General features: G+C 42.5%; 25 protein-coding genes and 1 pseudogene. 19 read left to right on the forward strand and 7 right to left on the reverse strand.

Annotated elements, in window-relative coordinates:
- Positions 1 to 36: 36 nt before the first annotated feature.
- Positions 37 to 927, reverse strand: coding sequence for a LysR family transcriptional regulator (locus KP014_RS13810; RefSeq protein ID WP_036592845.1), 891 nt, complete (start codon positions 925 to 927; stop codon positions 37 to 39).
- A gap of 113 nt (positions 928 to 1,040) precedes the next feature.
- On the opposite strand from KP014_RS13810, the gene KP014_RS13815 reads away from it, so the two are divergent.
- From KP014_RS13815 to KP014_RS13865, 11 genes are all read left to right on the forward strand, one after another.
- On the forward strand, positions 1,041 to 1,295 hold the full coding sequence (locus KP014_RS13815) for a hypothetical protein (RefSeq protein ID WP_051499742.1): 255 nt from the start codon (positions 1,041 to 1,043) through the stop codon (positions 1,293 to 1,295).
- A 44-nt stretch (positions 1,296 to 1,339) separates the two neighbouring features.
- On the forward strand, positions 1,340 to 2,215 hold the full coding sequence (locus KP014_RS13820; protein ID WP_036592844.1) for a DUF3737 family protein: 876 nt from the start codon (positions 1,340 to 1,342) through the stop codon (positions 2,213 to 2,215).
- Entirely contained in the window at positions 2,191 to 3,366 is a 1,176-nt protein-coding gene (locus KP014_RS13825; RefSeq protein ID WP_036592842.1) for a MalY/PatB family protein, read from the forward strand. The genes KP014_RS13820 and KP014_RS13825 overlap by 25 nt, the downstream gene beginning before the upstream one ends.
- A gap of 4 nt (positions 3,367 to 3,370) precedes the next feature.
- On the forward strand, positions 3,371 to 4,351 hold the full coding sequence (locus tag KP014_RS13830) for an aldo/keto reductase (RefSeq protein ID WP_036592839.1): 981 nt from the start codon (positions 3,371 to 3,373) through the stop codon (positions 4,349 to 4,351).
- Between the two features lie 65 nt (positions 4,352 to 4,416).
- A complete protein-coding gene (locus KP014_RS13835) occupies positions 4,417 to 4,764 on the forward strand; it encodes a cyclophilin-like fold protein (RefSeq protein WP_036592838.1) in 348 nt (115 codons plus the stop codon).
- A gap of 179 nt (positions 4,765 to 4,943) precedes the next feature.
- A complete protein-coding gene (locus KP014_RS13840) occupies positions 4,944 to 6,131 on the forward strand; it encodes an MFS transporter (RefSeq protein ID WP_090834564.1) in 1,188 nt (395 codons plus the stop codon).
- Between the two features lie 2 nt (positions 6,132 to 6,133).
- Positions 6,134 to 7,108 carry an alpha/beta hydrolase gene (locus KP014_RS13845; protein WP_036592835.1) on the forward strand — a complete coding sequence of 325 codons (975 nt, stop codon included), beginning with the start codon at positions 6,134 to 6,136 and terminating at the stop codon, positions 7,106 to 7,108.
- A 410-nt stretch (positions 7,109 to 7,518) separates the two neighbouring features.
- Positions 7,519 to 8,526 (forward strand): aldo/keto reductase, encoded by a 1,008-nt coding sequence (locus KP014_RS13850; protein WP_216700350.1) that lies wholly within the window; start codon positions 7,519 to 7,521, stop codon positions 8,524 to 8,526.
- 271 nt (positions 8,527 to 8,797) lie between these two features.
- Positions 8,798 to 9,427: a cyclophilin-like fold protein gene (locus KP014_RS13855; protein ID WP_216700351.1), complete on the forward strand. Its 630-nt coding sequence runs from the start codon at positions 8,798 to 8,800 to the stop codon at positions 9,425 to 9,427.
- A 75-nt stretch (positions 9,428 to 9,502) separates the two neighbouring features.
- On the forward strand, positions 9,503 to 10,075 hold the full coding sequence (locus KP014_RS13860) for a cyclophilin-like fold protein (RefSeq protein ID WP_051499740.1): 573 nt from the start codon (positions 9,503 to 9,505) through the stop codon (positions 10,073 to 10,075).
- A 32-nt stretch (positions 10,076 to 10,107) separates the two neighbouring features.
- Entirely contained in the window at positions 10,108 to 11,187 is a 1,080-nt protein-coding gene (locus KP014_RS13865; RefSeq protein WP_175491938.1) for a cyclophilin-like fold protein, read from the forward strand.
- Between the two features lie 153 nt (positions 11,188 to 11,340).
- Here the strand turns inward: KP014_RS13865 and KP014_RS13870 are convergent, their stop codons facing one another.
- The 4 genes and pseudogenes from KP014_RS13870 to KP014_RS13885 form a co-directional block, all read right to left on the reverse strand.
- Positions 11,341 to 12,048: an SDR family NAD(P)-dependent oxidoreductase gene (locus KP014_RS13870; protein ID WP_090834566.1), complete on the reverse strand. Its 708-nt coding sequence runs from the start codon at positions 12,046 to 12,048 to the stop codon at positions 11,341 to 11,343.
- Positions 12,049 to 12,076: 28 nt separating this feature from the next.
- On the reverse strand, positions 12,077 to 13,246 hold the full coding sequence (locus tag KP014_RS13875) for an MFS transporter (protein WP_216700352.1): 1,170 nt from the start codon (positions 13,244 to 13,246) through the stop codon (positions 12,077 to 12,079).
- 39 nt (positions 13,247 to 13,285) lie between these two features.
- Positions 13,286 to 14,034 (reverse strand): annotated as a pseudogene (locus tag KP014_RS13880) (SDR family oxidoreductase).
- A gap of 442 nt (positions 14,035 to 14,476) precedes the next feature.
- On the reverse strand, positions 14,477 to 15,019 hold the full coding sequence (locus tag KP014_RS13885) for a TetR/AcrR family transcriptional regulator (protein WP_090834847.1): 543 nt from the start codon (positions 15,017 to 15,019) through the stop codon (positions 14,477 to 14,479).
- A gap of 385 nt (positions 15,020 to 15,404) precedes the next feature.
- Between KP014_RS13885 and KP014_RS13890 the strand changes: the two genes are divergently transcribed.
- From KP014_RS13890 to KP014_RS13925, 8 genes are all read left to right on the forward strand, one after another.
- The gene (locus KP014_RS13890; protein ID WP_216700353.1) at positions 15,405 to 16,196 is read left to right on the forward strand and encodes a cytochrome P460 family protein; all 792 of its coding nucleotides are present in this window, start codon (positions 15,405 to 15,407) and stop codon (positions 16,194 to 16,196) included.
- A gap of 40 nt (positions 16,197 to 16,236) precedes the next feature.
- Positions 16,237 to 16,923, forward strand: a complete 687-nt coding sequence (locus KP014_RS13895; RefSeq protein ID WP_246590757.1) for a DUF4405 domain-containing protein — start codon at positions 16,237 to 16,239, stop codon at positions 16,921 to 16,923.
- 25 nt (positions 16,924 to 16,948) lie between these two features.
- Positions 16,949 to 17,416, forward strand: a complete 468-nt coding sequence (locus tag KP014_RS13900; protein ID WP_090834601.1) for a cupredoxin domain-containing protein — start codon at positions 16,949 to 16,951, stop codon at positions 17,414 to 17,416.
- 50 nt (positions 17,417 to 17,466) lie between these two features.
- Positions 17,467 to 19,074: a cytochrome c biogenesis protein ResB gene (resB, locus tag KP014_RS13905; RefSeq protein ID WP_216700355.1), complete on the forward strand. Its 1,608-nt coding sequence runs from the start codon at positions 17,467 to 17,469 to the stop codon at positions 19,072 to 19,074.
- A gap of 7 nt (positions 19,075 to 19,081) precedes the next feature.
- Positions 19,082 to 20,257 carry a c-type cytochrome biogenesis protein CcsB gene (ccsB, locus tag KP014_RS13910; RefSeq protein ID WP_090834599.1) on the forward strand — a complete coding sequence of 392 codons (1,176 nt, stop codon included), beginning with the start codon at positions 19,082 to 19,084 and terminating at the stop codon, positions 20,255 to 20,257.
- Positions 20,258 to 20,276: 19 nt separating this feature from the next.
- Positions 20,277 to 20,804 (forward strand): thiol-disulfide oxidoreductase ResA, encoded by a 528-nt coding sequence (gene resA, locus KP014_RS13915; protein WP_036587682.1) that lies wholly within the window; start codon positions 20,277 to 20,279, stop codon positions 20,802 to 20,804.
- Between the two features lie 42 nt (positions 20,805 to 20,846).
- Positions 20,847 to 21,905 carry a PQQ-dependent sugar dehydrogenase gene (locus tag KP014_RS13920; RefSeq protein WP_036587685.1) on the forward strand — a complete coding sequence of 353 codons (1,059 nt, stop codon included), beginning with the start codon at positions 20,847 to 20,849 and terminating at the stop codon, positions 21,903 to 21,905.
- Between the two features lie 80 nt (positions 21,906 to 21,985).
- A complete protein-coding gene (locus tag KP014_RS13925; protein WP_036587688.1) occupies positions 21,986 to 22,225 on the forward strand; it encodes a hypothetical protein in 240 nt (79 codons plus the stop codon).
- A 236-nt stretch (positions 22,226 to 22,461) separates the two neighbouring features.
- Here the strand turns inward: KP014_RS13925 and KP014_RS13930 are convergent, their stop codons facing one another.
- Entirely contained in the window at positions 22,462 to 22,728 is a 267-nt protein-coding gene (locus KP014_RS13930) for a TetR-like C-terminal domain-containing protein (RefSeq protein ID WP_051499255.1), read from the reverse strand.
- Between the two features lie 106 nt (positions 22,729 to 22,834).
- A complete protein-coding gene (locus KP014_RS13940; protein ID WP_090834597.1) occupies positions 22,835 to 23,086 on the reverse strand; it encodes a transposase in 252 nt (83 codons plus the stop codon).

The following is a 23,086-nucleotide window of genomic DNA, read 5'->3' on the forward strand; positions in this document are numbered from 1 at the left end:
CGAGGCTTTAAGCCACATAAATTCCAATGAATTCAGTTATTTTCCGATAAATGCTTCTTGCAATTTGTTTAAGAAGAATTCCGAAGGCTTGGAAAATACCTGATACTTTTTCCAGACGATATGCCAGCGGGCTTCCAGCTTGGGTATCAGCGGCCGGAAACAAAGCTCACTGTCCTCCGAGGTACTGATAATCTTATCAAGGCATAGCGCACAGCCGATATTGTCTTTTACCAAAAGTGATGCGTTATAAAGAAGTGTGTAGGTAGCTACGAGATTCAGTTTTTCGTAGTCATCTTTCAGCCATTTTGAAAACGCGTTACTTGTTAGCCGCTGACTTGAATTGATAAGAGGAATATCCCATAAATCACTGGCTTCAATGGATTCTTTCTCGGCCAGAGGATGATCCTTCCGCATAAGAAGTCCCCAAGTATCCGTAGCGGGCAGAAAAATCGAGTTATATTTTGAAATGTTAGACGGCTCGGCCAAAACACCAAAATCAATCAGACCATGATCCAGCCGCTCCGTTACGTTATCCGCATTTCCACTGAAAAAGTGAAAGTGTATATCGGGATGTTCCTCCCGGATGCCTTTGATTTCCTTGGATAGCAGACTGATTACATGGGTTTCTCCGCTGCCGATGTGTATATTACCGCTAATGCTCTCTCCCGGTGCCATGAGCTCTGATTCTGTTTTTTCTACCAAGTCCAATATTTCTTCCGCTCGTTTACGTAGCAGCATTCCTTCTTCTGTCAATGTGATGGTTCGGTTCCCGCTGCTGCGCAAAAACAGTTTTATGCCCAAATCTGATTCCAATTCCATGAGTTGACGGGAAAGTGTCGGTTGTGTTACATGAAGGCTTTTCGCAGCGTTTGAGATATTTTCCTCTCTGGCAACAGTCAAAAAATAACGCAGCACTCTTATATCCATGTTTTTTCCTCCCTTCTCTATATGGTCTATCGTATCATAAGAAATTATACCTTTCGAGCATAATTAAACATTAAATATAAGCATTTTATATATTTTTCTCTGAGGGATATAATATGAATATAGCAGGCGAACAAGAAGGTGACGATATGGCGGAACATGAAGAGAATGAAAAAGTATTCAGGAACCTGTTGGATGCGGGGTGTAGCAGAGACTTCGCAGATAATTTCTTACATCTTGCAGACCAACAAAAGAAACTGCGGCTACTCTCATGTCACAGATGTTCTCTTCTAGATAAAATCCATGAATATCAAAAACAATTGGACTGTCTGGATTATTTGATTTATTCCATGAAAGATAAGGAAAAGTAACCTATGTGCAGACAGCAGACATAACAAAACAGGAGGAAACCTGTATGAGGAAATCTATAGATGAACATATTTTTGCAGGTGAGCGTGCGCTCTTTTATGAGCAAGAGCTTTTTATTAAAAATTCAATTTTTGAACATGGGGAATCGCCACTCAAAGAGTCCCGCGATATCGAGGTAGAGCAAAGTATTTTCAAGTGGAAATATCCCCTTTGGTATAGCAAAACTGCCAATATCCATGACAGCGTCATATTGGATAGCGCCAGGGCTGGTATCTGGTACACCGATCAGGTTCGTATCAGCCATACCACGATTGAAGCTCCCAAAACCTTTCGCCGTTCCACCGACATTACCCTTGACCATGTAGATATGCCAAACGCCAGCGAGACATTTTGGATGTGTGATGGCGTATCCCTCAGTGATGTGAGCGCAAAGGGTGACTATTTCGCCATGAACGCTTCCAATATTAAAGCGAAAAACCTCCGTCTTACTGGGAACTACTCTTTTGACGGTTGTAAAGACGTTGAAATAACCGGAGCCAAGCTACTCTCTAAAGATGCGTTTTGGAATTGCGAAAATGTGGTTGTTTCCGATACTTTCATCACCGGGGAGTATATTGGCTGGAATTCTCGCAATTTAACCTTCGTGAATTGCACCATTGAGAGCTTGCAGGGCTTCTGTTACATCGACGGCCTGACGCTGAAAAATTGCCGCTTGTTGAAAACAAATCTGGCGTTTGAATACTGCAAAAACATCTCGGCAGACATCACCACCACCATAGACAGTATCAAAAACCCAATCAGCGGCGTTATCAATGCGGAGGGAATCGGTGAAATCATCTTTGACGATCCGCAGATTGACCCGAAAAACACCTGTATTACCTTTGGGAGGTGTGAAACGTGCCGCATGCCTTTGACAAGGTAACAGACCGCTGGGGTTCCTATTCCATGAAGTGGGACGTAGGCGAAAATGAGCTGCCCATGTGGGTGGCCGACATGGACTTTGAAACCGCTCCTGCTGTGCTGGAGGCCCTTCGTCGGAAAGTGGACAGAGGAATATTCGGTTATACCATCATGCCGGATGAATACCGTCAGGCTGTGGGCGGTTGGTGGACCAGACGACATCAGTTCCCCATCGAACAGGATTGGATTCTCTTTGCAACTGGCGTGGTGCCAGCCATTTCCTCCATCGTCAGGAAGATGACCGATGTGGGCGAAAATGTGCTGATCCAGCCTCCGGTTTATAATATCTTCTATAACTCTATACGGAATAACGGACGGAACCTGCTGAAAAACAATCTAATTTACAGGGAGGGTCAATACAGCATTGATTTTGATGATCTGGAGCGCAAGCTGGCCGACCCGCAAACCACGCTGATGATTTTGTGCAATCCCCATAACCCCATCGGTAAGGTATGGGACAGAGATACGCTCGCCCGGATCGGTGAATTGTGTGCAAAGTACCGGGTGTTGGTGCTTTCTGATGAAATCCATTGTGACCTCACCGATCCAGGAGTAACATACACCCCATTTGCTTCCGTATCAAACCTGTGCGCCGAAAACAGCATCACCTGCATTGCTCCCTCAAAGGCATTTAATTTGGCCGGATTGCAGGCGGCCAGCGTAGTTGTTCCCAACCTCTACATTCGGCATAAGGTCAACCGGGGACTGAAAACCGATGAAGTGGGGGAGCCAAATGCCTTTGCCATAGAAGCCACCATTGCTGCCTTTACCCAAGGTGATGCATGGTTGGATGAATTACGAGGTTATATTAAGGATAACAAGAACATCGCAGCAGACTATATTCGACGCCATATCCCTCAGATACAGATTGTTCAGTCCGAAGCAACCTATCTTCTCTGGATGGATTGCTACCGGATTACCTGTGACGCAGGCCGATTGTGCGAGGTGATTCGAAATGAAACCGGACTGCATTTATCATCTGGTTCGGATTACGGACAGAATGGGCAATCCTTTCTCCGAATGAACCTTGGTACCCAGCAAAGCCGAGTTTTGGAGGGCTTAGAAAGGTTAAACCAAGGGGTGCAACGATATGAAGATAAAAAAGGAGGATAAGAAAATGCAATATGTGAATTTAGGAAGATCCGGGCTAAAAGTCAGCCGTCTCTGTCTTGGAACCATGAATTTTGGCTATGTGACAGACGAACAGGAATCGTTTAGGATTATGGACCAAGCGATCGCCCAGGGAATCAATTTCTTTGACAGCGCTGATGTATACGGCGGGCCGCAAACGCCGGATATGAAAAAGGGCTTTGGCACTTCTGAGGAGATCATCGGCCGCTGGCTGCAGAAAAGCGGCAGGCGCAACGACCTGGTGATTGCAACAAAGTGCTATCAGCCAATGGGACTCGGCCCAAATGACAGGCGCTTGTCCGCGTATCACATCAGGAAGGCGTGTGAAGACAGCCTCCGCCGTTTGAAGACCGACCGTATTGATCTGTACCAAATGCACCATATCGACCGATTCACCCCATGGGAGGAAATTTGGCAGGCTATGGAGCTTTTGGTTCAGCAGGGCAAGGTTCTTTATGTCGGCAGCAGCAACTTTGCGGGATGGAACATTGCCACTGCGCAAGGTATTGCGAATTCCCGCCACTTCTTAGGCCTTGTTTCAGAACAGAGCCTGTACAACCTGACTGCCCGCAGCATCGAGCTGGAGGTCATCCCCGCTTGCCGCTATCACGGCTTGGGGATACTCCCATGGAGTCCGTTGGCCGGAGGGCTTTTGGGCGGAATGCTGAAAGGCAATCTTGGCATGCGCCGCTCAGCTTTGATAAGCACGGCTGCAAGAATCCGGCCTCAGCTTGAAAACTATGAGGCTTTATGTGAAAGACTGGGAATGCCTCCGGCAGTAGTGGCCCTTGCCTGGTTACTCTACAATCCCGCTGTAACCGCTCCTATTATAGGTCCGGCAACGGTAGGCCAACTGAAACAAAACCTTTATGCATTGGATATCAGGCTCTCTGATGAGACGCTCCGTATGCTCAATGAAATCTGGCCCGGACCGGGCGGAGAAGCGCCGGAAGCTTATGCCTGGTAATTATTTTTGAAAGGGCATGCCGATAATAATTCTGAGGACACAAGGAAAAAGGAGGTGAAGAAAATATGCAGATAGTCATTAAGTCCAATGGGAACACCATCGTTTTTAAGCTTAACAACAGTCAGGCGGCAAAAGATCTCTATAATCAGTTGCCCCTGACAATTCAGGTACAGAATTACAGCAACAATGAAAAAATCTTTTATCCCCCGGAAACACTGGATACCAGCAATGCAACAGAGGCCAGCGGTGAGGCGGGGAGTCTTGCGTATTATGATCCATGGGGCGATGTGGTCATGTTTTACAGATCGTTCAGCCCAAGCCCCGGCGGTAGGCTTTATGAGCTGGGGCAGGCAGTATCCGGCAGCGACAACATCCAAAACCTGACCGGCGCCATTGAGATCAGCAAAGAATGACTGCAAACCGAAAACTGGCGCAACCGATGACGCGGGAAATCTTTCGGCTGCTTGAATACGTGCAGGTCATTATCTCAGAAATATAAATGATGAGCGAGGAGGATATGATTGATGAATCATGGAAAAATGAAATCTTTCTTTTGGTATAAAGAGGTAATTGCAACGAATGGAGCAGAATGATGACGAAACACAATAAATGGATTGTATTAATATTGGCCATTGGCGTATTTAGCATTTTAAATACCGAAATGGGTGTGATCGGGATCTTGCCTTTAATTGCTGATCATTACCATGTCAGTATATCCCAAGCGGGGTTGGTCGTGAGTCTCTTTGCGCTCGCTGTTGCAGTATCCGGTCCAACGATGCCTTTATTGTTCTCGGGTTTTAATCGGAAAAAGGTCATGTTGCTTGTGCTTGGTATTTTTATTCTGGGCAACATTATATCGGCATTCACATCAAACTTTACCATATTGCTATTTGCCCGTGTGATACCTGCCTTTTTCCATCCCATCTATGTTTCCTTGGCTTTTACAGTAGCTGCTTCGTCAGTCAGCAAGGAAGAAGTCCCAAAAGCTGTTTCCAGGGTGTTTATTGGAGTATCTGCAGGTATGGTGCTTGGTGTGCCGGTCTCTAGTTTAATTGCAAGTGCAACTTCGTTAGGAACGGCGATGTTATTCTTTGCTGTCGTGAATGCGATTGTATTCATTGCCACCTTCCTATTGGTGCCATCTTTGCCTGTTAAGGAAAGACTTTCTTACGGTGCGCAATTAAGCGTATTAAAAAAATCAATAACCTGGCTTTCTCTGATCGCTGTCATTTTAATGAATGGAGCCGTATTCGGAGTATACAGCTTCCTTGCCGAGTATCTTGAAACTATTACGAAGCTTTCATGGAATGCCATCAGCTTCATGTTACTCCTATTCGGCGGGGCGAATATTATTGGAAACATTATTGCAGGGAAGCTGCTTATTAACAATGCCATCAAATCTGCAGTGTCTTTTCCTTTCGCATTAGTAGCTGTTTACGTCATATTATTCTTAACAGGACAGTTCAGTGTGCCGATGGCTTTAACGACTTTGGTTTGGGGAATCATCGCGGGTATAGGAGCCAATCTTAATCAATACTGGATTACGTCTGCGGCTCCGGAGGCTCCTGATTTCGCTAATGGATTATTTTTGACAGCCGCTAACTTGGGAACTACATTTGGCGCCGCTGCAGGCGGATTATTGATTTCAGGCATGGGGACAGAATACGTCGTATGGGTAGGAATTTTATTTGTGATTTTGAGTTTGGTATTCATTTTACTCAGAAACTACCTGTCCACTTTAAATCGGGCTGGGCTTGTTTCGGGGGTAAAGGAGGACTAAAAATGGAAGAAAAATTGACTTTAGTTGAAGAATGGGACAAAACATTCCCCAAAAGTGATAAGGTTAATCATTGCAAAGTCACTTTTCATAATCGCTATGGTATTACACTAGCTGCTGATTTGTATTCACCGAAAAATGCAGAAGAAAAACTGCCTGCTATCGCAGTATGCGGCCCGTTTGGAGCAGTAAAAGAGCAATCTTCTGGTTTGTATGCACAAACGCTGGCAGAAAGAGGCTTTTTAACGATTGGTTTCGACCCATCATTCACAGGTGAGAGCGGTGGCAGTCCCAGATATGTAGCGTCCCCGGATATCAATACAGAGGATTTTCAGGCGGCTGTAGATTTCCTGTCCGCTCAAGACAATGTTGACCCGGAAAAAATCGGTATTGTCGGTATCTGTGGATGGGGAGGAATGGCATTAAATGCAGCAGCCATTGATACACGAATCAAGGCGACGGTTGCATCTACTATGTATGACATGACCCGTGTAAATGCAAAAGGATATTTCGACGCAGAGGACAGTGAAAACGCCCGATATGAGAAGCGCAAAGCCTTGAATGCACAGAGAACTGCTGACTATAAGAATGGAGAATATGCAAGAGCCGGTGGCGTTGTAGATCCTCTGCCGGCAGACGCGCCTTCCTTCGTAAAAGATTATTATGACTACTATAAGACGAGCCGCGGGTATCACAAGAGATCTTTGAATTCAAATGATGGTTGGAATGTAACCTCCTCTTTGTCATTTTTGAATATGCCTATTTTACAATATAGCAGCGAAATTCGCAGTGCAGTATTGATTGTTCACGGCGAAAAGGCACACTCCTGTTACTTGGGCAAAGACGCCTTTGAAAAACTGACCGGCGATAATAAGGAATTGATGATTATTCCGGGTGCTGTTCATACTGACCTATATGATCAAATAGATGTGATTCCCTTTGACAAGTTGGAAACGTTTTTTAATGAAAACTTAAAGTAAACCGTTTTATACTCCTAATAGAAAAACCACGCCATATATCCCGTACAAATTGTACCGGAGCTATACATGGCATGGTTTTCTTATATTCGGTAATCATTTGGAGGTTGTGCTAAACAACTATGATTTTTGTAAACATCCTTATTATCTTATTAGAGGATTGTTAATATTGGGGCTGTTTCGTGTTACATATCACCCTTTCAATCGCACACAGATAAAACGTCCTGTGCTCGCTTTAAGAAAATCCCTGTGGACTCGGAAAATACTTGATATTTTTTTCCGGACAAGGTATATGCCAACCTCCAACCTTGGCTCAAAAGGCCGAAAGCACAGGCTAACTTCTTTTGAAATATCAACGAGATAGTAGCGTTTTTAAGGTTACCACCGAAAAATGACCACGGGAGGGATAGTTTATGAAAATTTGGAAAGCAACACTAAGCGTTATATGTGCGTTTTCTTTGTTGCTAACCGCTGCGGGGTGTTCAGCGGGTTCAACGGAAACCCCAAGCAGTGTAAAGCCATCTGCCAGCTCAAACTCATCGGACAATGCGAATGAAACGAGTAATTCGAATGCGAAAGATGAAAATATGACAAGCCAAGATGTCGGTGTTTTCAATTTTGAGACCAAGACCGTTTTACTAAACAGCGGATACGAAATGCCCATTTTAGGGATGGGCACCTATAGCCTGTCAGATGAGGAATGCTTTAATTCGGTCACCGCATTTTTAGACGCTGGCGGCAGACTTATTGACACAGCCTATATGTATCACAATGAGGAAAGTGTCGGTCGTGCCATTCGGGCGTCCAGCGTACCCAGGGAAGAAATATTTGTCATAACAAAGCTTTATCCCAATCAGTTCGACAATGCTGAAGCTGCCATTGAGCAGGCCCTCGCAAAACTTGATATTGGCTATATTGATATGATGCTGCTCCATCATCCTGGCTCTAATGATGTGGCGGCATACAAGGCAATGGAGCAGGCAGTAGCAGATGGCAAAATCCGGTCCATCGGACTGTCCAACTGGTATGTGAAAGAACTGGGGGAGTTTCTGCCTCAAATCACCATTACACCAGCTCTTGTCCAGAATGAAATCCACCCCTATTACCAAGAAAACGATGTAATCCCTTACATCCAAGACCTTGGTATCGTTGTGCAGGGCTGGTATCCTTTGGGAGGACGAGGGTATACAGCCGAACTGCTGGGTAATGAGGTGATTTCATCTATCGCACAGGCCCATGGCGTTACTTCTGCACAGGTCATACTTCGATGGAATCTACAAAAAAGCGTTGTGGTCATACCGGGGTCGAGCAATCCGAATCATATCAGAGAAAACCTGGACCTCTTCAACTTCTCTTTGACAGATGCAGAAATGGCAAAAATCAATGCACTTGACCGCAACGAAAAACACGATTGGTATTGATTTGACAGAAGAACACTTATGTCCACATCAAACCTTTTGATTTAATGAGAGCGTTCTGGCAATTTAGCAGTACGCTTTTATTTACAATTCCTTAAAAGAAAATGAATATTTTTGAATGCTGTGTTGATATATCGACAAATTGCGTTTTTTTAACCATTGTATGTCTACTTCATATTCTTATAATAGATATAAGTTGATTAATCAATCTATTTTGATTATGCACTTTCTGTTGGTTTTAATGCATTAACGAAAGAAAGGAATGATACTTATTATGAAAAAACTATTCGTGTTATTCCTCGCAGTAATAACGATATTAACGCTTGCTGCCTGCGGCAACGGAAATAACGCCTCTAATCACACCGAGCAGCCACAGAACAGCAGCCAGTCCCTGACAGAAGGTACAACTGCAAAAAATGAGGGATCCGCCGCTCCCTCTGATGACCGAACGGTAGGTGATGACAATCGGGTGCGTGTGGCATCTGATGGTGCCCGGATGCAGACAGATAACCCCAATGTAGCGACTCATGTCTTGGAGGGTGGCACAAAGATTAATATGCATTTTGGTGATGTGGTGATACCCGGTACGCTGAACGACAGCATTACGGCACAGAATTTAATTTCCAAGCTGCCTTATACAGTGTATGTAAACCGTTATTCCCACGATTTCTGCGGTGTAATGGACGATCCGCTAGAGTACAGGGAGGAAGATGTTCATTATGGCTGGTTCAATGGTGACATTGACTTTGCAACCGATGCAAATTATTTCACCATTCTTTTTGAAGATGAAGAAAAATCCGAACAATATGGTTATCAAGTGAATATCGGAAAAATTGACAGTGATTTATCGGTAATCAGTAAACTGACGGGGAGCTATGATGTGCTGATTGAACTGGCTAAATAAACGGTATCATCTGCCCATTACAAAGCCGTGTCCGGTTAGCATGGACGGATGATTTTTTGAAATGAGGAGGTACATATGAGGAAAATCTTAAGCTTGCTGTTTTGCCTTTGGATTATATTGGCGTTGGCAGCCTGTAGTGGGGCACGGAATGAGTTGAATTCCGGGTCTGCTCAATCGGATATTCCCACCTCAAGTGGTGGACCCAACAATGTAACAGAGCAGCCATCTGTGTCACCTACGGAAAAAGCAACGGCTGAAACAGGAGATAACAAGACGGAGGAGAATGGCGTCATTTCCATCAATATTACTGTAGGCAGCAGTACATTTACAGCAACATTAAATAACAACGAAACGGCGAAGGCGCTAGTTGCGCAATTTCCTATGACACTCCAGATGAATGAACATAATGGGCTGGAGAAGTATTATGATCTGTCAGAGGATCTTCCTGCCGCATCAACGGAGCGCCCTGCAACTATTCATGCCGGTGACATAATGGGCTGGTCAGGAAACACTCTGGTGCTTTTCTATGAAACCCACTCCAATTCTTACGGCGGTTATGTACCACTGGGAAGAGTGGACAATCCTTCAAACCTGGCATCTGCTCTTGGTTCAGGCAATGTACAAGTAACATGGTCACTTGCTGAATGAGTTCAGTTCTGTATCGAAAAGGAGATGATATCATGAAGAGAAAACAGACATCACATTTCATTAGTCTGATGCTGGGAATTGTTTTAATTTTTTGTATGGCTACCCCTGCTTTCGCGGCAGACTATAATGATGTAGCAGACAACGTATGGTATCATACCGCCATAGACTATGTGAACGAGAATAACTTGATGGCCGGTACCGGGGGAGGAAACTTCGAGCCGGAAACACCTATTACCCGCGCAATGCTTGTTACGGTACTGCACCGCATCGAAGGTTCTCCGATAGTATCAGGTAACGGTGGTTTTTCAGATGTTCCCGTTGGCAGCTACTACACTTCAGCCGTAGTTTGGGCAAAAACAAATCAGATCATTACTGGTATAGGCGACGGAAAATTTGCACCATACAGCCTGATTACCCGTGAGCAATTCGCAACGATCTTGTACCGTTACGCCGAGGCGAAGAGCTATGACACCTCCGCTTATGCAACATTTGATGGTTATGCCGACGCATCGCAGGTCAGCCCCTTTGCAGAAACTGCTATGCACTGGATGGTGGGCTCCCAGAACATGCAGGGCAGTGGCGGCAGGCTGTTGCCCTTTGGCTCTACCACCCGCGCCCAGGCTGCAGCAATGCTTATGCGCTTTATGGAAAACATAGCGAAAGGAGAATCTGCAGAACCGACTGTTCCTCCACAGCCCACAGAACCTGAACGCCCAGCTCCAAGGGTTCCTGCACTACCCGAAAGAGAGGAAATGATTGCCATGAATATCAAGGTTGGTAATACTACTTTCACTGCAAAACTGTATGATAATGAAACAACAAGGGCATTTATTGAACAGCTGCCGATGACAGTCAGAATGTCAGAACTGAATGGTCGGGAAAAATACTATGATTTCCCTAATAATCTGCCTGTTGGGTCAACAGAAAAGCCGGCAACAATCCATGCAGGCGATATCATGCTATGGTCCTCCAACACCCTGGTACTTTTCTATACTACATTTTCCAATTCATACGGTGGTTACGTTAAGCTCGGATATATAGAAGACATCTCCGGTCTTACATCGGCACTTGGGACTGGGAGCGTTCAGGTCACATATTCCATTAATGACTAAAGCAGCAGCTTCATTTGGGTACACCAAACGTTGTATTCATATGTAATCATCAACGGGGTAGTGTAGCGTAATTAAAAAGCGTAATTTCTCAATGTAATGCTGAGAAATTACGCTTTTTGTTATTACATATACGTGCCCGATTATTATTAATATTTACCAAGGGATTTGTGTTCCATCTCTAAAGAACTTTCCGGAAGGTCCTTCAGGTCCTATCGTCGCTAACCAAAGGATAGACTCAGCAGCTTGCTTAGGAGTTCTTGGAGCCGATGGTCCACCCATATCTGAGCTTACCCATCCCGGATCAACCACGTTTATTTTTATATCACCCTTGATTTCTGCAGCTACCAATCGTGTCAATCCATTTAGGACAAGCTTAGACAACTTATAAGCGCCTACTCCTTGATATGACATTTCGCTCATCGCTCCATATTCGGAGGAAACATTAATAATTCTCCCATAGCCTTGTTTTTCCATGAGGGAAATAAAGGAACGAATCACATGGTAAGCGCCGAAGAAATTAGTTGCCATGGTTCTCTCTAGAATTGAAGGTTCCAGATTCAATAACTTTTCATTTTCGTCCAAATAAACGCCAGCATTATTAATCAATACGTCTAATCTTCCATACCGCTCATTTACTGTAATCGCAGATTGACGGATGCTTTCTTGATTATCTACATCCATCACCATAACCGAAACGTCCAGATTTGACTCCTTTAGCTGTTGCACTGCTGCATACCCTGTCTCTGGATCCCGACTTGTCAAAATGACTCTAAAACCATTCAGAGCCAATTGTTTGACCAGCTCATACCCAATTCCTCGATTCCCGCCGGTAACAAGGGCAACTTGTTGATCCTTTGACATTGAAATCCTCCAGTTCTTAATTAACGCTTTATCTAGAAAGTTGTTTTGTAGGAGTATTCCTGTAGTTTCTTAACATAATAAAGGCCAAACCTAATACCAACGATAATAATCCCACTAATACAACGTATTGTGTACCTAATTCTGAAATAAATAATCCACCTACAGCTGTACCAAATGTTGTTCCTAAGTTAACGGACGATAAAAATAATCCATTAGCGAAATCAGGAGCTTCTGGAGCTGCAGACGTAATCCAATATTGATTAATATTACCTCCTATACCAGCCAATATTCCCCAAACTAAAGTAATGATCGCCATAGGCAAAGTGAATTGTCCGAATAGGAATAATATGATGTAAACGACTCCCAATGCAAAAGGAAAGGATACTACAGTCTTGATGGCATTTTTAGTAAGTAACTTCCCAGCCACAATGTTTCCAATAATATTTGCTCCTCCGAATATGACTAACATTAAACTGATTGATTGCCCAGAGGCATTCGTAACGGTTTTAAGATACTCAGCAAGGAAACTATACACCCCAAATACTGCTGAATTTAGTAAAATGACAGCAACAATGGAAAGCCAAGCAATTGGTTTTTTTAATACCGATAATTGCGCTCCATATGAAAGTCTTTCTTTAACAGGCATAGAAGGGAAAAATACTAGTGTTGCAATAAATACTATAGCGTTCACTATGGCGAAAAATGACATTGATAATTGAAACGAAACCGTACTAGCAAGAAAACTTGCGATGGGTACACCAAGCACCATACCCGCAGATACTCCAATAAAAACTTTTGAAACAGCTTTTGGCGCTTCTTCCTTGCGAACTGAGTTAGCGGCTATTGTAAAAGCTGCCGAAAAATAGATGGGATGAAAAATAGCTGGAATCACACGCGCAACTATTGCAATGGCATAGTTAGATGTAAATATCGAGCCAATATTACCCAGAACAAAAATACCAAGTACAAGTAACATTGCCTTCTTGCGATTCATCCCCGAAAATAATAACGGCATAGTTGGACCAGTTATTGAGACAGTAAGTGCGAAGAGACTCACCAGCCACCCAGCCTTAGATATACTGATATGAAAGTGATCAGCAATGTAGGGTAATATCCCTATAACCCCCATTTCAGTATTTATGATGCCGAAAGCTCCTATGGTCAATATAAATATAAGTAAATTATTTCGTTTAGACAAATAAGCCACTCCGATCTTCAATTATTATCGCAACATCCATTAGACAACCTGTTTTGTTGGACGAATTATAATTTCGCTTACCGCAACAGTTTCAGGTGTGCTATTGCATAAGCTACTGCATCTGCGATATCGCTTGATTTCAAAGAAAGACCTTCTGCACCCTTACTCATAAGATCCTTTACCCATTCCCGATTTTCAGGATCATTAATTGTTGTATAAAGTTCAGTACTTACTGCACCTGGTGAAATTATAGTTGAACGAATATTACTTTCTCTTTCTTCCTGGTGTAATCCCTCCATAATTGCTCTAACTGCAAACTTAGTCCCACAGTATACAGCAGACCCTGGATATACAACATGTCCAGCTACGGAATCAGTTGAAATAATATGACCGGACTGTTGTTGCTTCATAATAGGTAATACAGCAGCAATTCCATTAAGCACACCCATAATGTTAATATCTAACATTTGACGCCATTCATCAAAGCGAGTTTCTGAAAGTGGAGCAGTTGGCATGACTCCAGCGTTATTGTAGAGTACATCTACACGTCCATATTTTTCAATTGCCAAATCTACGACTGCTTGAACTTCCTCTTTATTCGATACGTCGGCAACCGCGTAAGAGATTTCAGTGTTGGGTAATGATTCAACAAGATTTTTTAGACGATCTTCACGACGAGCCGCAAGGACTAATTTTGCTCCTTCTTGTGCAAGTTTTTTGGTAGTAGCTTCCCCAATTCCACTTGACGCACCCATAATAACAACAACTTTATTTTGAATATTTGACATGCTAAACAACAACCTTTCTTTTTTTGTTTTTGAAAACATTTCATTGTATAATGCCCAACATTGACTTCATTTATAAAAAATCAATATTGATTAATCGACATCTGTTAATAATTATAAAAAAAACAGAACGCCTTCAATAGTTAAATGAACGCATTTTGTTGATTATTCAACAAAAGAATATTAAATATCGATTATCTTTCAGCAACTGAAATGTAAAGGGCAGAAAAGGTGGGGGATTTATTAAAGGAGATTGTATAGGGTAAGAAAATCCTTGAGGGGCAACCGATGAACTAAAAAATATGAGGTTCGGCTCACAGCCGAAGTGGGTCGAGCGACAGGATGAACCCTGTATCCCATACCCCCCCCCCTGAACCGCCGGATCGGCTCCATTGATGAATTGCAGGGTGGGGTGTAGGGTTATTTCTAAATTGAGTTACTTGATTTATACTAATCTTTCTAATAACTCTCCAACTTTTTCTGCCATATCACGAGGAGGATAAGGCATACCATTCTTTAACCACCATTCAACTACCCCTACGTATGCATTAGCAACAAATTCAACAACGAGATCTTCACTTTGACCAGCATTTTTTCCTTGTGTGATGTCCACATCTTTCCTGAACTCTTCGATATTAAACTGAAGGAAGCGACTGCGAAAATACGAAGCTCCTTCACTTGCTAACATCGTCGAAAAGAATAGATAATTTTTCTCAAAGTATTCCATACAGTGAATAGTCGATTCTAAAAAATCCATTTCAGCTGCCGATTCGCAAAAATCACTCATATTGTATATATGTTCTTCCATGATCTTATCCAGCAGGTCGAATTTATCCAGGTAATGAAGATAAATGGTTCCCCGGTTTACATTTGCCCTGTCGGAAATATCTTGAATGGTAATGTTATCAAAACTTTTTTCAGTCATCAGTTCAATAAGAGCCTTCTTAATGGCTTCTTGGCTTTTGGCTACTCTTCGATCAACTTTCATTGTTGGGTCACCAGACTTTCTATATATTATTAACACTTTTTATCGATTTGTTGAGTAATCAACAAATCATGTTCTTTTAACGATTGAAAGCAACATGTTTCAATTTTATTATTATAAACGAATGTTGTTTAATCAATCAATGGTGATTTTTTAGAGTGATTAACGCAAAATTGAAAATAAACAATTTAAAATAAAATGTTGAATAAACAACGAATCGCATTGATTTAACCATTGTATACATCTTCTTTGAAATTATAAACTTATGTTTATTAACGAATAAATGATGGTTTTCTTTGTTTTCGAATTAAGCAAGAAAGGGGGATTATTGGTCCATACATTTAAGTAGCCAGGTAGAGACAATAATACCAATTCGGAGGAATTTTATATGCTTAAAAAGCAATTGGCACTTACTGCTTTACTTGCCCTCACCCTCACTGCTTGCAGCAATAATAATAATATGAGTATGAATAATATGTCTCAGCAAGGGGAGCAGTCCTCGGAGACAGGGTCTAATAATATGTCTCAGCAAGAGGAGAGTGCCCCGGGTGCTGAGTCTGGAGAATACGCTGAAATTGGATCTGGGGCTAACCTTATTAAATTCCCTGATCTTGAAGATGCGATTGTGTTTACGACCTATGATCGAGGAGATATTCATGAAAACATCTATGTAAATAGCAGAGAAGCGATTGAAGCCGTGCAGAATGGTGAGGAGCTTCCGAGCGGCACGGTTATCACTCTCGAAGGCTATAAGGATGGAGAGCTTGAACAATATTTAGTAATGGAAAAACGCACGGGTTGGGGTTCCCAGTACTCGCCTGAAGAACGTAATGGGGAATGGGAATTCCAGCATTTTACTCCTGCCAGAGAAGTGGCTGATGATGATATAGGCCGCTGCTTTGCCTGCCACGCAAATCAGGAAAGGGACCAATATTCGTTTTCATTAGATGATATGAAAGAGTTTGATTTAGGATCGGTTCCACAATCAAACAGCAGCAGTACAGAAGCCCCAATTGCAGCTATCCCTACAGAGGACTGGGAGGTAACTGAAATACCTGCTCATGCGAATCTATCTAAGGTTGTAGCCAATGAAGCAAGCAGGTCAATAGGGGAAGAGGAAAAAGCAGGATTACTTCAAGATGTTCTTTTAACCATGTATTTAAATCAATATGAAAATTAATTGATTCTCTAAGTAGAAAGAGGAGAATGGTTTGAGTCGAATGGTGTTAATCAAGCTAATCATTGACCTGGTCATGACAATTCTCATGTTTGTAGAAATGGCTTACTATATTACCGGAAATAGAGTCCATGAAAATGTTGGTGTTACGTTATTTGGTTTATTTATCGCCCATATTATTTTAAATCGTCGGTGGTTTAGTTCCCTGCTTCGGGGAAAGCATAACTTTCGGCGGATTCTACAAATTGGACTTAATTTTCTTTTTCTTGCAGCAATGGCTGTAATGATGGTATCCGGAATACTAATTTCCAGGGATCTATTTCCTTTAATTCCGGTAAAGAATGATATGATCTTCCGGCAAATGCATGTTCAGACAGCCTATTGGGGATTTATCATCATGGCGGTACACATAGGATTTTCTTGGGGAATGATCCTCAATTCAGTACGGAGAATGACGGGAATCACCGGAACGAGTCGTATTCGCACCATGGGATTACGTATTCTTGCGGTATTGATTGTATTTTACGGGGTGTATGCTTCCTTTGAAAGAGAAATAGGTTCTAAACTAACCATTTATAATCCATTTGGCAGCTTGTCGAATGATGATACTTCCATAAAATTTGTAATCGACTATCTATCCATCATGGGAATCTATATCTCCGGGACGCACTATGCTTTAAAATTTATTCAAAAACAGGGACAAAGACAAAGAGGGACAACAAAATACTGAACTTTTTAGGAGGAATATCTTGATCATGAAACGTCAGGTTGTGTTTTTAACAGGAAGCGCCGTTCTGGCATTTGGACTCATTTTTGCAGGATGCGGGAGCAATACGAATAATGCTTCAAACGTCTCCAACTCTTCCAGCAGTTCAACAAGCGACAGCTCTTCTTCCGGTTCCGCATCAACTCCTCCAACTCCCACTTCAAGTTCCATGTCAAATGGAAACGAACAAATGATTATGGTGACCGCATCCAATTTTCAATGGACGCTTGATAAAACCGAGGTTAAAGCAGGACAACCGGTTCATTTTATGATCACCAGCACAGAGGGTACGCATGGATTCAAAATTGAAGGTACGGACGTTAACACCACGGTTTCCCCTGGCTCTGACCAGACAGTAACATGGAACCCTGATCAATCGGGAACCTATACCATTGTTTGTTCCGTAATGTGCGGAACTGGCCATGAAAACATGAAAACGACCATTACTGTTAATTAACAGGGCTGTCCAACAACAGGGACAAAGACGAATATAGGGAGTTTTTAGTATTGGAACGTGTAAATTGCGAATGCGGTCATGTTAATCCATACGGAACCATTCTTTGTGAGTCTTGCGGGAAACAAGTTGGTAAAGAACTATCGGAAAAGTCGGTTGATCTGCGTTATGAAGGAAGTGCAAGACGTTCACAAACCTATAAGAGAACACCACTTGACAGGATTTGGAACTTATTCTCATCCGTTAAAGTAGGAGTGGGCATTATTGCTCTTATTTTAATCGCTTCTATGATTGGAACCATTTTTCCTCAGCAAATGTATATCCCGCAAAATGTTGTGCCGGAAGATTTCTATCGGGATCGATACGGCCTGTTAGGCCAAATCTACGTTCAGTTGGGTTTTAACAGGCTGTATGAATCCTGGTGGTATTTTCTGCTGCTGGCGGCTTTGGGAATATCGCTTGTGATTGCGAGTTTGGACCGGGTTGTTCCTTTATATTTTGCTTTGAAAAATCAAGGGGTTACGCGGCACGAAAGCTTTATTCGCAGACAACGTCTTTTCAGTGAAACCAAAGTGAAAAAAAATTCAGATAAACAGATAGATTTTGTTATATCCAAACTAAGGAATAAACGGTACCGTATTCGGGAAGAGAACGGGAATTTTCTGGCTGAGAAAAATCGCTTTTCAAGGTGGGGACCTTATGTTAATCATGCTGGCCTTGTCATCTTCCTGATTGGAGGAATGCTTCGATTTATTCCGGGAATGTATGTGGACGAAACGCTTTGGATTCGTGACGGTGAAACCAGTGCAATTCCGGGAACCAATGGAAATTATTATTTAGGCAGTGACAAGTTTATTTTGGAAACCTATCCAGAAGATCAAGGGAATGGCGTTAAAAATTATCAAACGAATGTAACCTTGTATGAACGTAAAGGGGAGATCCTTGTTGGGGACACCCCTGAACTCGTAAAGGTGAAAGATGAGCACGTTAGAGTGAATCACCCTTTAAGGCATGATTCCTTTGCGCTTTACCAGGTTTCCTACAAATTAAATGAACTGAACAAGATGACCTTTAGTTTAGTTGATAAAAAGACTGAAAAGAGCTTCGGCCAGATTGAGATTGATTTGTTCAATCCGGAAAAAAGCTATGATCTTGGCAATGAATATAAGATTGAGATTTTGGAATATTTTCCGGATTTCTATTTCAATGGGCAAGGCCAGCCGGCAACAAGATCACAAGTTCCTGACAATCCGGCATTTGTCTTTAACATGATATCTCCCGAACACCCGGATGGTGAGAAAAGTTTTGTGGCTATTCGAAACACCATTGAATCAAGAGGAAATAATCAATTACAAATGAAATTTGAAAACGTTGAAATGAAAAATGTATCTGCCCTTACCGTCCGAAAAGACAATACGTTATGGATTCTTGGGTTGGGAGGAGCCATTTTCATGATTGGGGTTATCCAAGGGATGTACTGGAACCATCGTAGAATATGGATCAGGAGAAGTGGTGACGCCGTATTCATTGCGGGCCATGCCAATAAAAATGTCTACGGTCTCCAAAATGAAGTCAACTCTATTTTAAAAGAAACCGGCCTTCAAGAATTAACGGATCAAACAAACAGAAAAAGTGAAAACAAGATGGAAGGAGGGGAATAGGGGAATAATGATCGCTTTTAGCAGTAACCTGCTCTATGCAGCATTCTTTCTATATTTAATTTCTACTTTTCTGTTTGGCGGAGCGATTCGTGATCGCAGAAAACAATACGAAAAACCAAGTAAATGGGCTGCAGCCGCAATAAGCGTGACCATTCTGGGCTTTGTTATACATCTGGGCTATTTTATCACGAGATGGATGGCTTCCGGACACGCGCCAGTTAGCAATATGTTCGAGTTCGTAACAGCTTTTTCCATGATGTTTGTGCTCGCATTTATCATCCTATATTTTTTATACAAAGTGTCAATTCTGGGGTTATTCGCTTTACCGATTACATTATTAATGATTTCCTATGGGAGCTTGTTCCCTACAAATGTTTCTCCATTAATCCCCGCATTACAATCGGACTGGCTTGCAATTCATGTAACCACAACGGCACTGGGTTCCGCTGTTCTAGCCAGCAGCTTTATCGCAGGTATCATTTATTTACTTCGTTCCGTTGACCAGACGAAACCGTCCATGAAAACCTTCTGGCTTGAGGTGATCATGTACTTTATGGTGGCCACACTTGCTTTTATTGTCATTACTCTGATTTTTAGAGGATTACAATATGAAGCAGTTTATAGGTGGGTCGATCATAATGGTCAAGAGACGGAAACCACTTACAGTCTTCCTTCACTTATAGGACCTCATCGAGGCGAGCTGCTGACTGAAGGCAGGCTGGAGGCATTAGCCTATGTACCGGCTGTTATTGATGCAGCAAAATTAAATACGGTCATTTGGTCTGCTGCCACGGGTTTCCTGTTGTACTCCATCCTAAGACTGACTGTTAGGAAAAGAATATCTGCCGCGCTTCAGCCGTTAACGAAGAATATTAAGCTGGATTTGGTTGATGAAATAGGATACAGGTCGGTTGCCATTGGATTCCCGATATTTACTTTGGGTGCGCTCATTTTTGCGATGATTTGGGCTCAAATCGCCTGGACACGTTTTTGGGGGTGGGATCCCAAGGAAGTATGGGCGCTGATTACCTGGTTATTTTATGCTGGATATTTGCATTTGCGGCTCTCCAGGGGGTGGCAGGGTGAAAGATCAGCATGGCTCGGAGTCATCGGTTTTGGAATCATTATTTTCAACCTTGTTTTTGTGAATCTGATTATCGCCGGACTGCATTCTTACGCCTAATAAGTAAAGGAAGGTTCAGATGAGGAACAAAAATAGGCGATTTATTCTTCGCTTGAGTCTGCTGCTTATTATGATGTTCGCCATAGCTTACACACTTTATCAGCATTTCTTTACTGAAAAAATTCGGGTTCAGGCAGGAGATCAAGCACCTGATTTTGTTCTTGAAGATATGGAAGGAAATAAGGTTCAACTATCAGACTTAAAGGGAAGAGGGGTTTTTTTGAACTTCTGGGGGACATGGTGCAAACCATGCGAGCAGGAAATGCCTTATATGGAGAGCCAGTATAAGCAATATAAAGACCTTGGTGTAGAAATATTGGCTGTTAATATTGCGGAAAGCGACATTGCCATTGAATCTTTCGTGAAAAGACATGGACTTACATTCCCGGTTCTGAAAGATAAGGATCGGGCCGTCACTGAAGCTTATGACATTATCCCCATTCCGACCTCATTCTTGATTGATAAGAACGGAACCATTCAAAAGGTTATAACCGGCACTATGACGGAAAAAGATGTAGCCAATTACATGGAATTAATAAAACCATGATTAAAAGTGAAACCAAAACCATTAAGAGGGGTTGAGGTGACCATGTTGAGTAAAGCTCTTAGCATAATGATGATCATTCTTTTGCTGGTTGGATGCACACAAGCCACTGAAAATACCCAAAATGCAGAAAGTAATTTAAATGTAGAAGTAATTGCCGAAAATCTTGAGATTCCTTGGTCGATAGAAAAAGAAGGGGATACTTTTTATTTGTCAGAGAGGCCAGGAGCCATTATTAGAATCGAAAATGGAAAAGTGGACAGGCAGAAGGTAGAACTTAAGAACCGGCTATCGACAGCTTCGGAGGCAGGATTGCTAGGATTTGTACTCGCTCCTGATTTTCAGGAATCGAATCTGGCTTATGCATATTATACGTATGAAGATAACGCCGAACGATTTAACCGTATTGTAGCCCTCCGTTTGGATGATGGCGTTTGGAGTGAAAACAGTGTGCTTCTTGATCGTATTCGAAGCGGTCCTGCGCATCATGGGGGCAGACTTAAAATTGGACCTGACGGAAAACTTTACGCAACAGCAGGGGATTCTTATGAACCTGAGCTTGCACAAGATCTCGATTCATTGGGAGGAAAAATTTTAAGGATAAATCTGGATGGATCGGTTCCGAGTGACAATCCCTATCCCAATTCCTATGTCTATAGTTATGGACACCGAAATCCGCAAGGATTCGCCTGGTCGCCTGATGGAAAGCTGTATCCCAGTGAGCACGGCAACAGTCAGAATGATGAGATAAATATTATAGAACCCGGTCAGAATTATGGCTGGCCGATCATTGAAGGACATGAAGAACAGAGGGGGATGGTTTCTCCGCTATATACTTCCGGAGATGCGACCACGTGGGCGCCATCTGGCATGGACTATGATAATAACAAATTGTATGTAGCTGCCTTGAGAGGGGCTGCCGTTTTAGAATTTGACCTTAACACAGGTGAATCCCGTAGTGTGATTACAGGGCTTGGAAGAATTCGAGATGTAAGAATTGAAGATAACTTTCTTTATTTCATCAGTAATAATCGAGACGGCCGCGGAGACCCACAGGAGAATGATGACAAGCTGTACAGAATTTCTCTTGCAGCACTTGATTAAACCTTATTGTTGAGATGACGAACAAATGAGGGAATATTTATAAGTGATTTCTTAAACAACAAAATGTTAAAGGTGAGAACATGAGCGATCCGTATGAACTAGAATGTGTGCAGAATAAAGTTGTGCAATTAGAGGATTTAATCTTATCTCAACTCGAAGAAATCATATCTTTGAGGCTCGAAAATAAATCTCTTCGTGGTCAATTAGAAGACAGGAGGAGTATTACAAGCAAAGAGGACCGCTTGCTTCGAATGACGAAAGCAATTCTCCAAGAATATGAACATGACAAATTAAATGTGGACAGATTAACCAGCCTATAGCTAATGTTACATCTGAAATGCCAAAGATCTATGCCAGGATGATTCGAAAAAAATGGTTAACTTTAATGGCTAACTTTAAATTAGGGAACCGTCCTCGATACGAGGTCGGTTTTTTGCTATGTTTGCTATGATTGAGAGAAAGGGACCAATTTCTTGTCCTTTGCTTCTTACAATAGCAGTTAAGAACTCAAAGGAGGGAGCTGCTGCCTTCCAAATGTAACTTTGTTTTATCAATACTACGAAAGGTTCTTTTCTAGGATAGTCCCCACTTGTTCTTCCATAACATGTGGTGGATAAGGCATTTCATTCTTAAACCACCATTCCACGAGTTCTACATATGCCGGGGCAAAAAATTGGACAAGAACATCCTCGCTCAATCCGCTCTTTTTCCCTTCGGTCATTTCCCATCCATTACGAATATCCTCGATCACAAACTCAAGGAATCTTTTGTGAAAAAATAGAGCTCCTTTACTAGGGCCTGTACGCAAACCTATTTGAGCCATAAACGAATAGAAAGCAGCGTCAAAAAAGCCAAGAACATATTCGCTGTTTTTTCATAGCGAGTGGCCAGGCGTCGATAGTTTTTTACTTTGTTGAAAAAGCATTCGATTAAGTGTCGCTCTTTATACGTTCAGAATCTAACGGACGCTTTACCCGCCGATTGCGTTTGCTTGGGATCACCGGAGTGATCGCTCGGCTTTGTAAAAGCCCCAGAATGGCATTGGTATCGTAGGCGCGATCACCTAATACTTCGCCCGGGCAGACGTCCAGTTCATGAAGCAGGCGATAGCCGGTGACCGGATCATGGTCTTGTCCTGGTGTCAATTCAAAACAAGTGATTAATCGTACTGAACGGACTAT

Source organism: Paenibacillus sophorae, from assembly GCF_018966525.1.
Lineage (GTDB): Bacteria > Bacillota > Bacilli > Paenibacillales > Paenibacillaceae > Paenibacillus_AQ > Paenibacillus_AQ sophorae.

Bases quoted from the DNA above. Each gene is read 5' to 3' on its own strand.
- KP014_RS13920 (WP_036587685.1), top strand. From the start codon at position 20,847: ATGTTGAGTAAAGCTCTTAGCATAATGATGATCATTCTTTTGCTGGTT.
- KP014_RS13820 (WP_036592844.1), top strand. From the start codon at position 1,340: ATGAGGAAATCTATAGATGAACATATTTTTGCAGGTGAGCGTGCGCTC.
- KP014_RS13810 (WP_036592845.1), bottom strand. From the start codon at position 927: ATGGATATAAGAGTGCTGCGTTATTTTTTGACTGTTGCCAGAGAGGAA.
- KP014_RS13925 (WP_036587688.1), top strand. From the start codon at position 21,986: ATGAGCGATCCGTATGAACTAGAATGTGTGCAGAATAAAGTTGTGCAA.
- KP014_RS13840 (WP_090834564.1), top strand. From the start codon at position 4,944: ATGACGAAACACAATAAATGGATTGTATTAATATTGGCCATTGGCGTA.
- KP014_RS13930 (WP_051499255.1), bottom strand. From the start codon at position 22,728: ATGGCTCAAATAGGTTTGCGTACAGGCCCTAGTAAAGGAGCTCTATTT.
- KP014_RS13895 (WP_246590757.1), top strand. From the start codon at position 16,237: ATGGTGTTAATCAAGCTAATCATTGACCTGGTCATGACAATTCTCATG.
- KP014_RS13890 (WP_216700353.1), top strand. From the start codon at position 15,405: ATGCTTAAAAAGCAATTGGCACTTACTGCTTTACTTGCCCTCACCCTC.
- KP014_RS13830 (WP_036592839.1), top strand. From the start codon at position 3,371: ATGCAATATGTGAATTTAGGAAGATCCGGGCTAAAAGTCAGCCGTCTC.
- KP014_RS13845 (WP_036592835.1), top strand. From the start codon at position 6,134: ATGGAAGAAAAATTGACTTTAGTTGAAGAATGGGACAAAACATTCCCC.
- KP014_RS13865 (WP_175491938.1), top strand. From the start codon at position 10,108: ATGAAGAGAAAACAGACATCACATTTCATTAGTCTGATGCTGGGAATT.
- KP014_RS13815 (WP_051499742.1), top strand. From the start codon at position 1,041: ATGAATATAGCAGGCGAACAAGAAGGTGACGATATGGCGGAACATGAA.
- KP014_RS13870 (WP_090834566.1), bottom strand. From the start codon at position 12,048: ATGTCAAAGGATCAACAAGTTGCCCTTGTTACCGGCGGGAATCGAGGA.
- KP014_RS13900 (WP_090834601.1), top strand. From the start codon at position 16,949: ATGAAACGTCAGGTTGTGTTTTTAACAGGAAGCGCCGTTCTGGCATTT.
- KP014_RS13850 (WP_216700350.1), top strand. From the start codon at position 7,519: ATGAAAATTTGGAAAGCAACACTAAGCGTTATATGTGCGTTTTCTTTG.
- KP014_RS13835 (WP_036592838.1), top strand. From the start codon at position 4,417: ATGCAGATAGTCATTAAGTCCAATGGGAACACCATCGTTTTTAAGCTT.
- ccsB (WP_090834599.1), top strand. From the start codon at position 19,082: ATGATCGCTTTTAGCAGTAACCTGCTCTATGCAGCATTCTTTCTATAT.
- KP014_RS13855 (WP_216700351.1), top strand. From the start codon at position 8,798: ATGAAAAAACTATTCGTGTTATTCCTCGCAGTAATAACGATATTAACG.
- resA (WP_036587682.1), top strand. From the start codon at position 20,277: ATGAGGAACAAAAATAGGCGATTTATTCTTCGCTTGAGTCTGCTGCTT.
- KP014_RS13860 (WP_051499740.1), top strand. From the start codon at position 9,503: ATGAGGAAAATCTTAAGCTTGCTGTTTTGCCTTTGGATTATATTGGCG.
- KP014_RS13885 (WP_090834847.1), bottom strand. From the start codon at position 15,019: ATGAAAGTTGATCGAAGAGTAGCCAAAAGCCAAGAAGCCATTAAGAAG.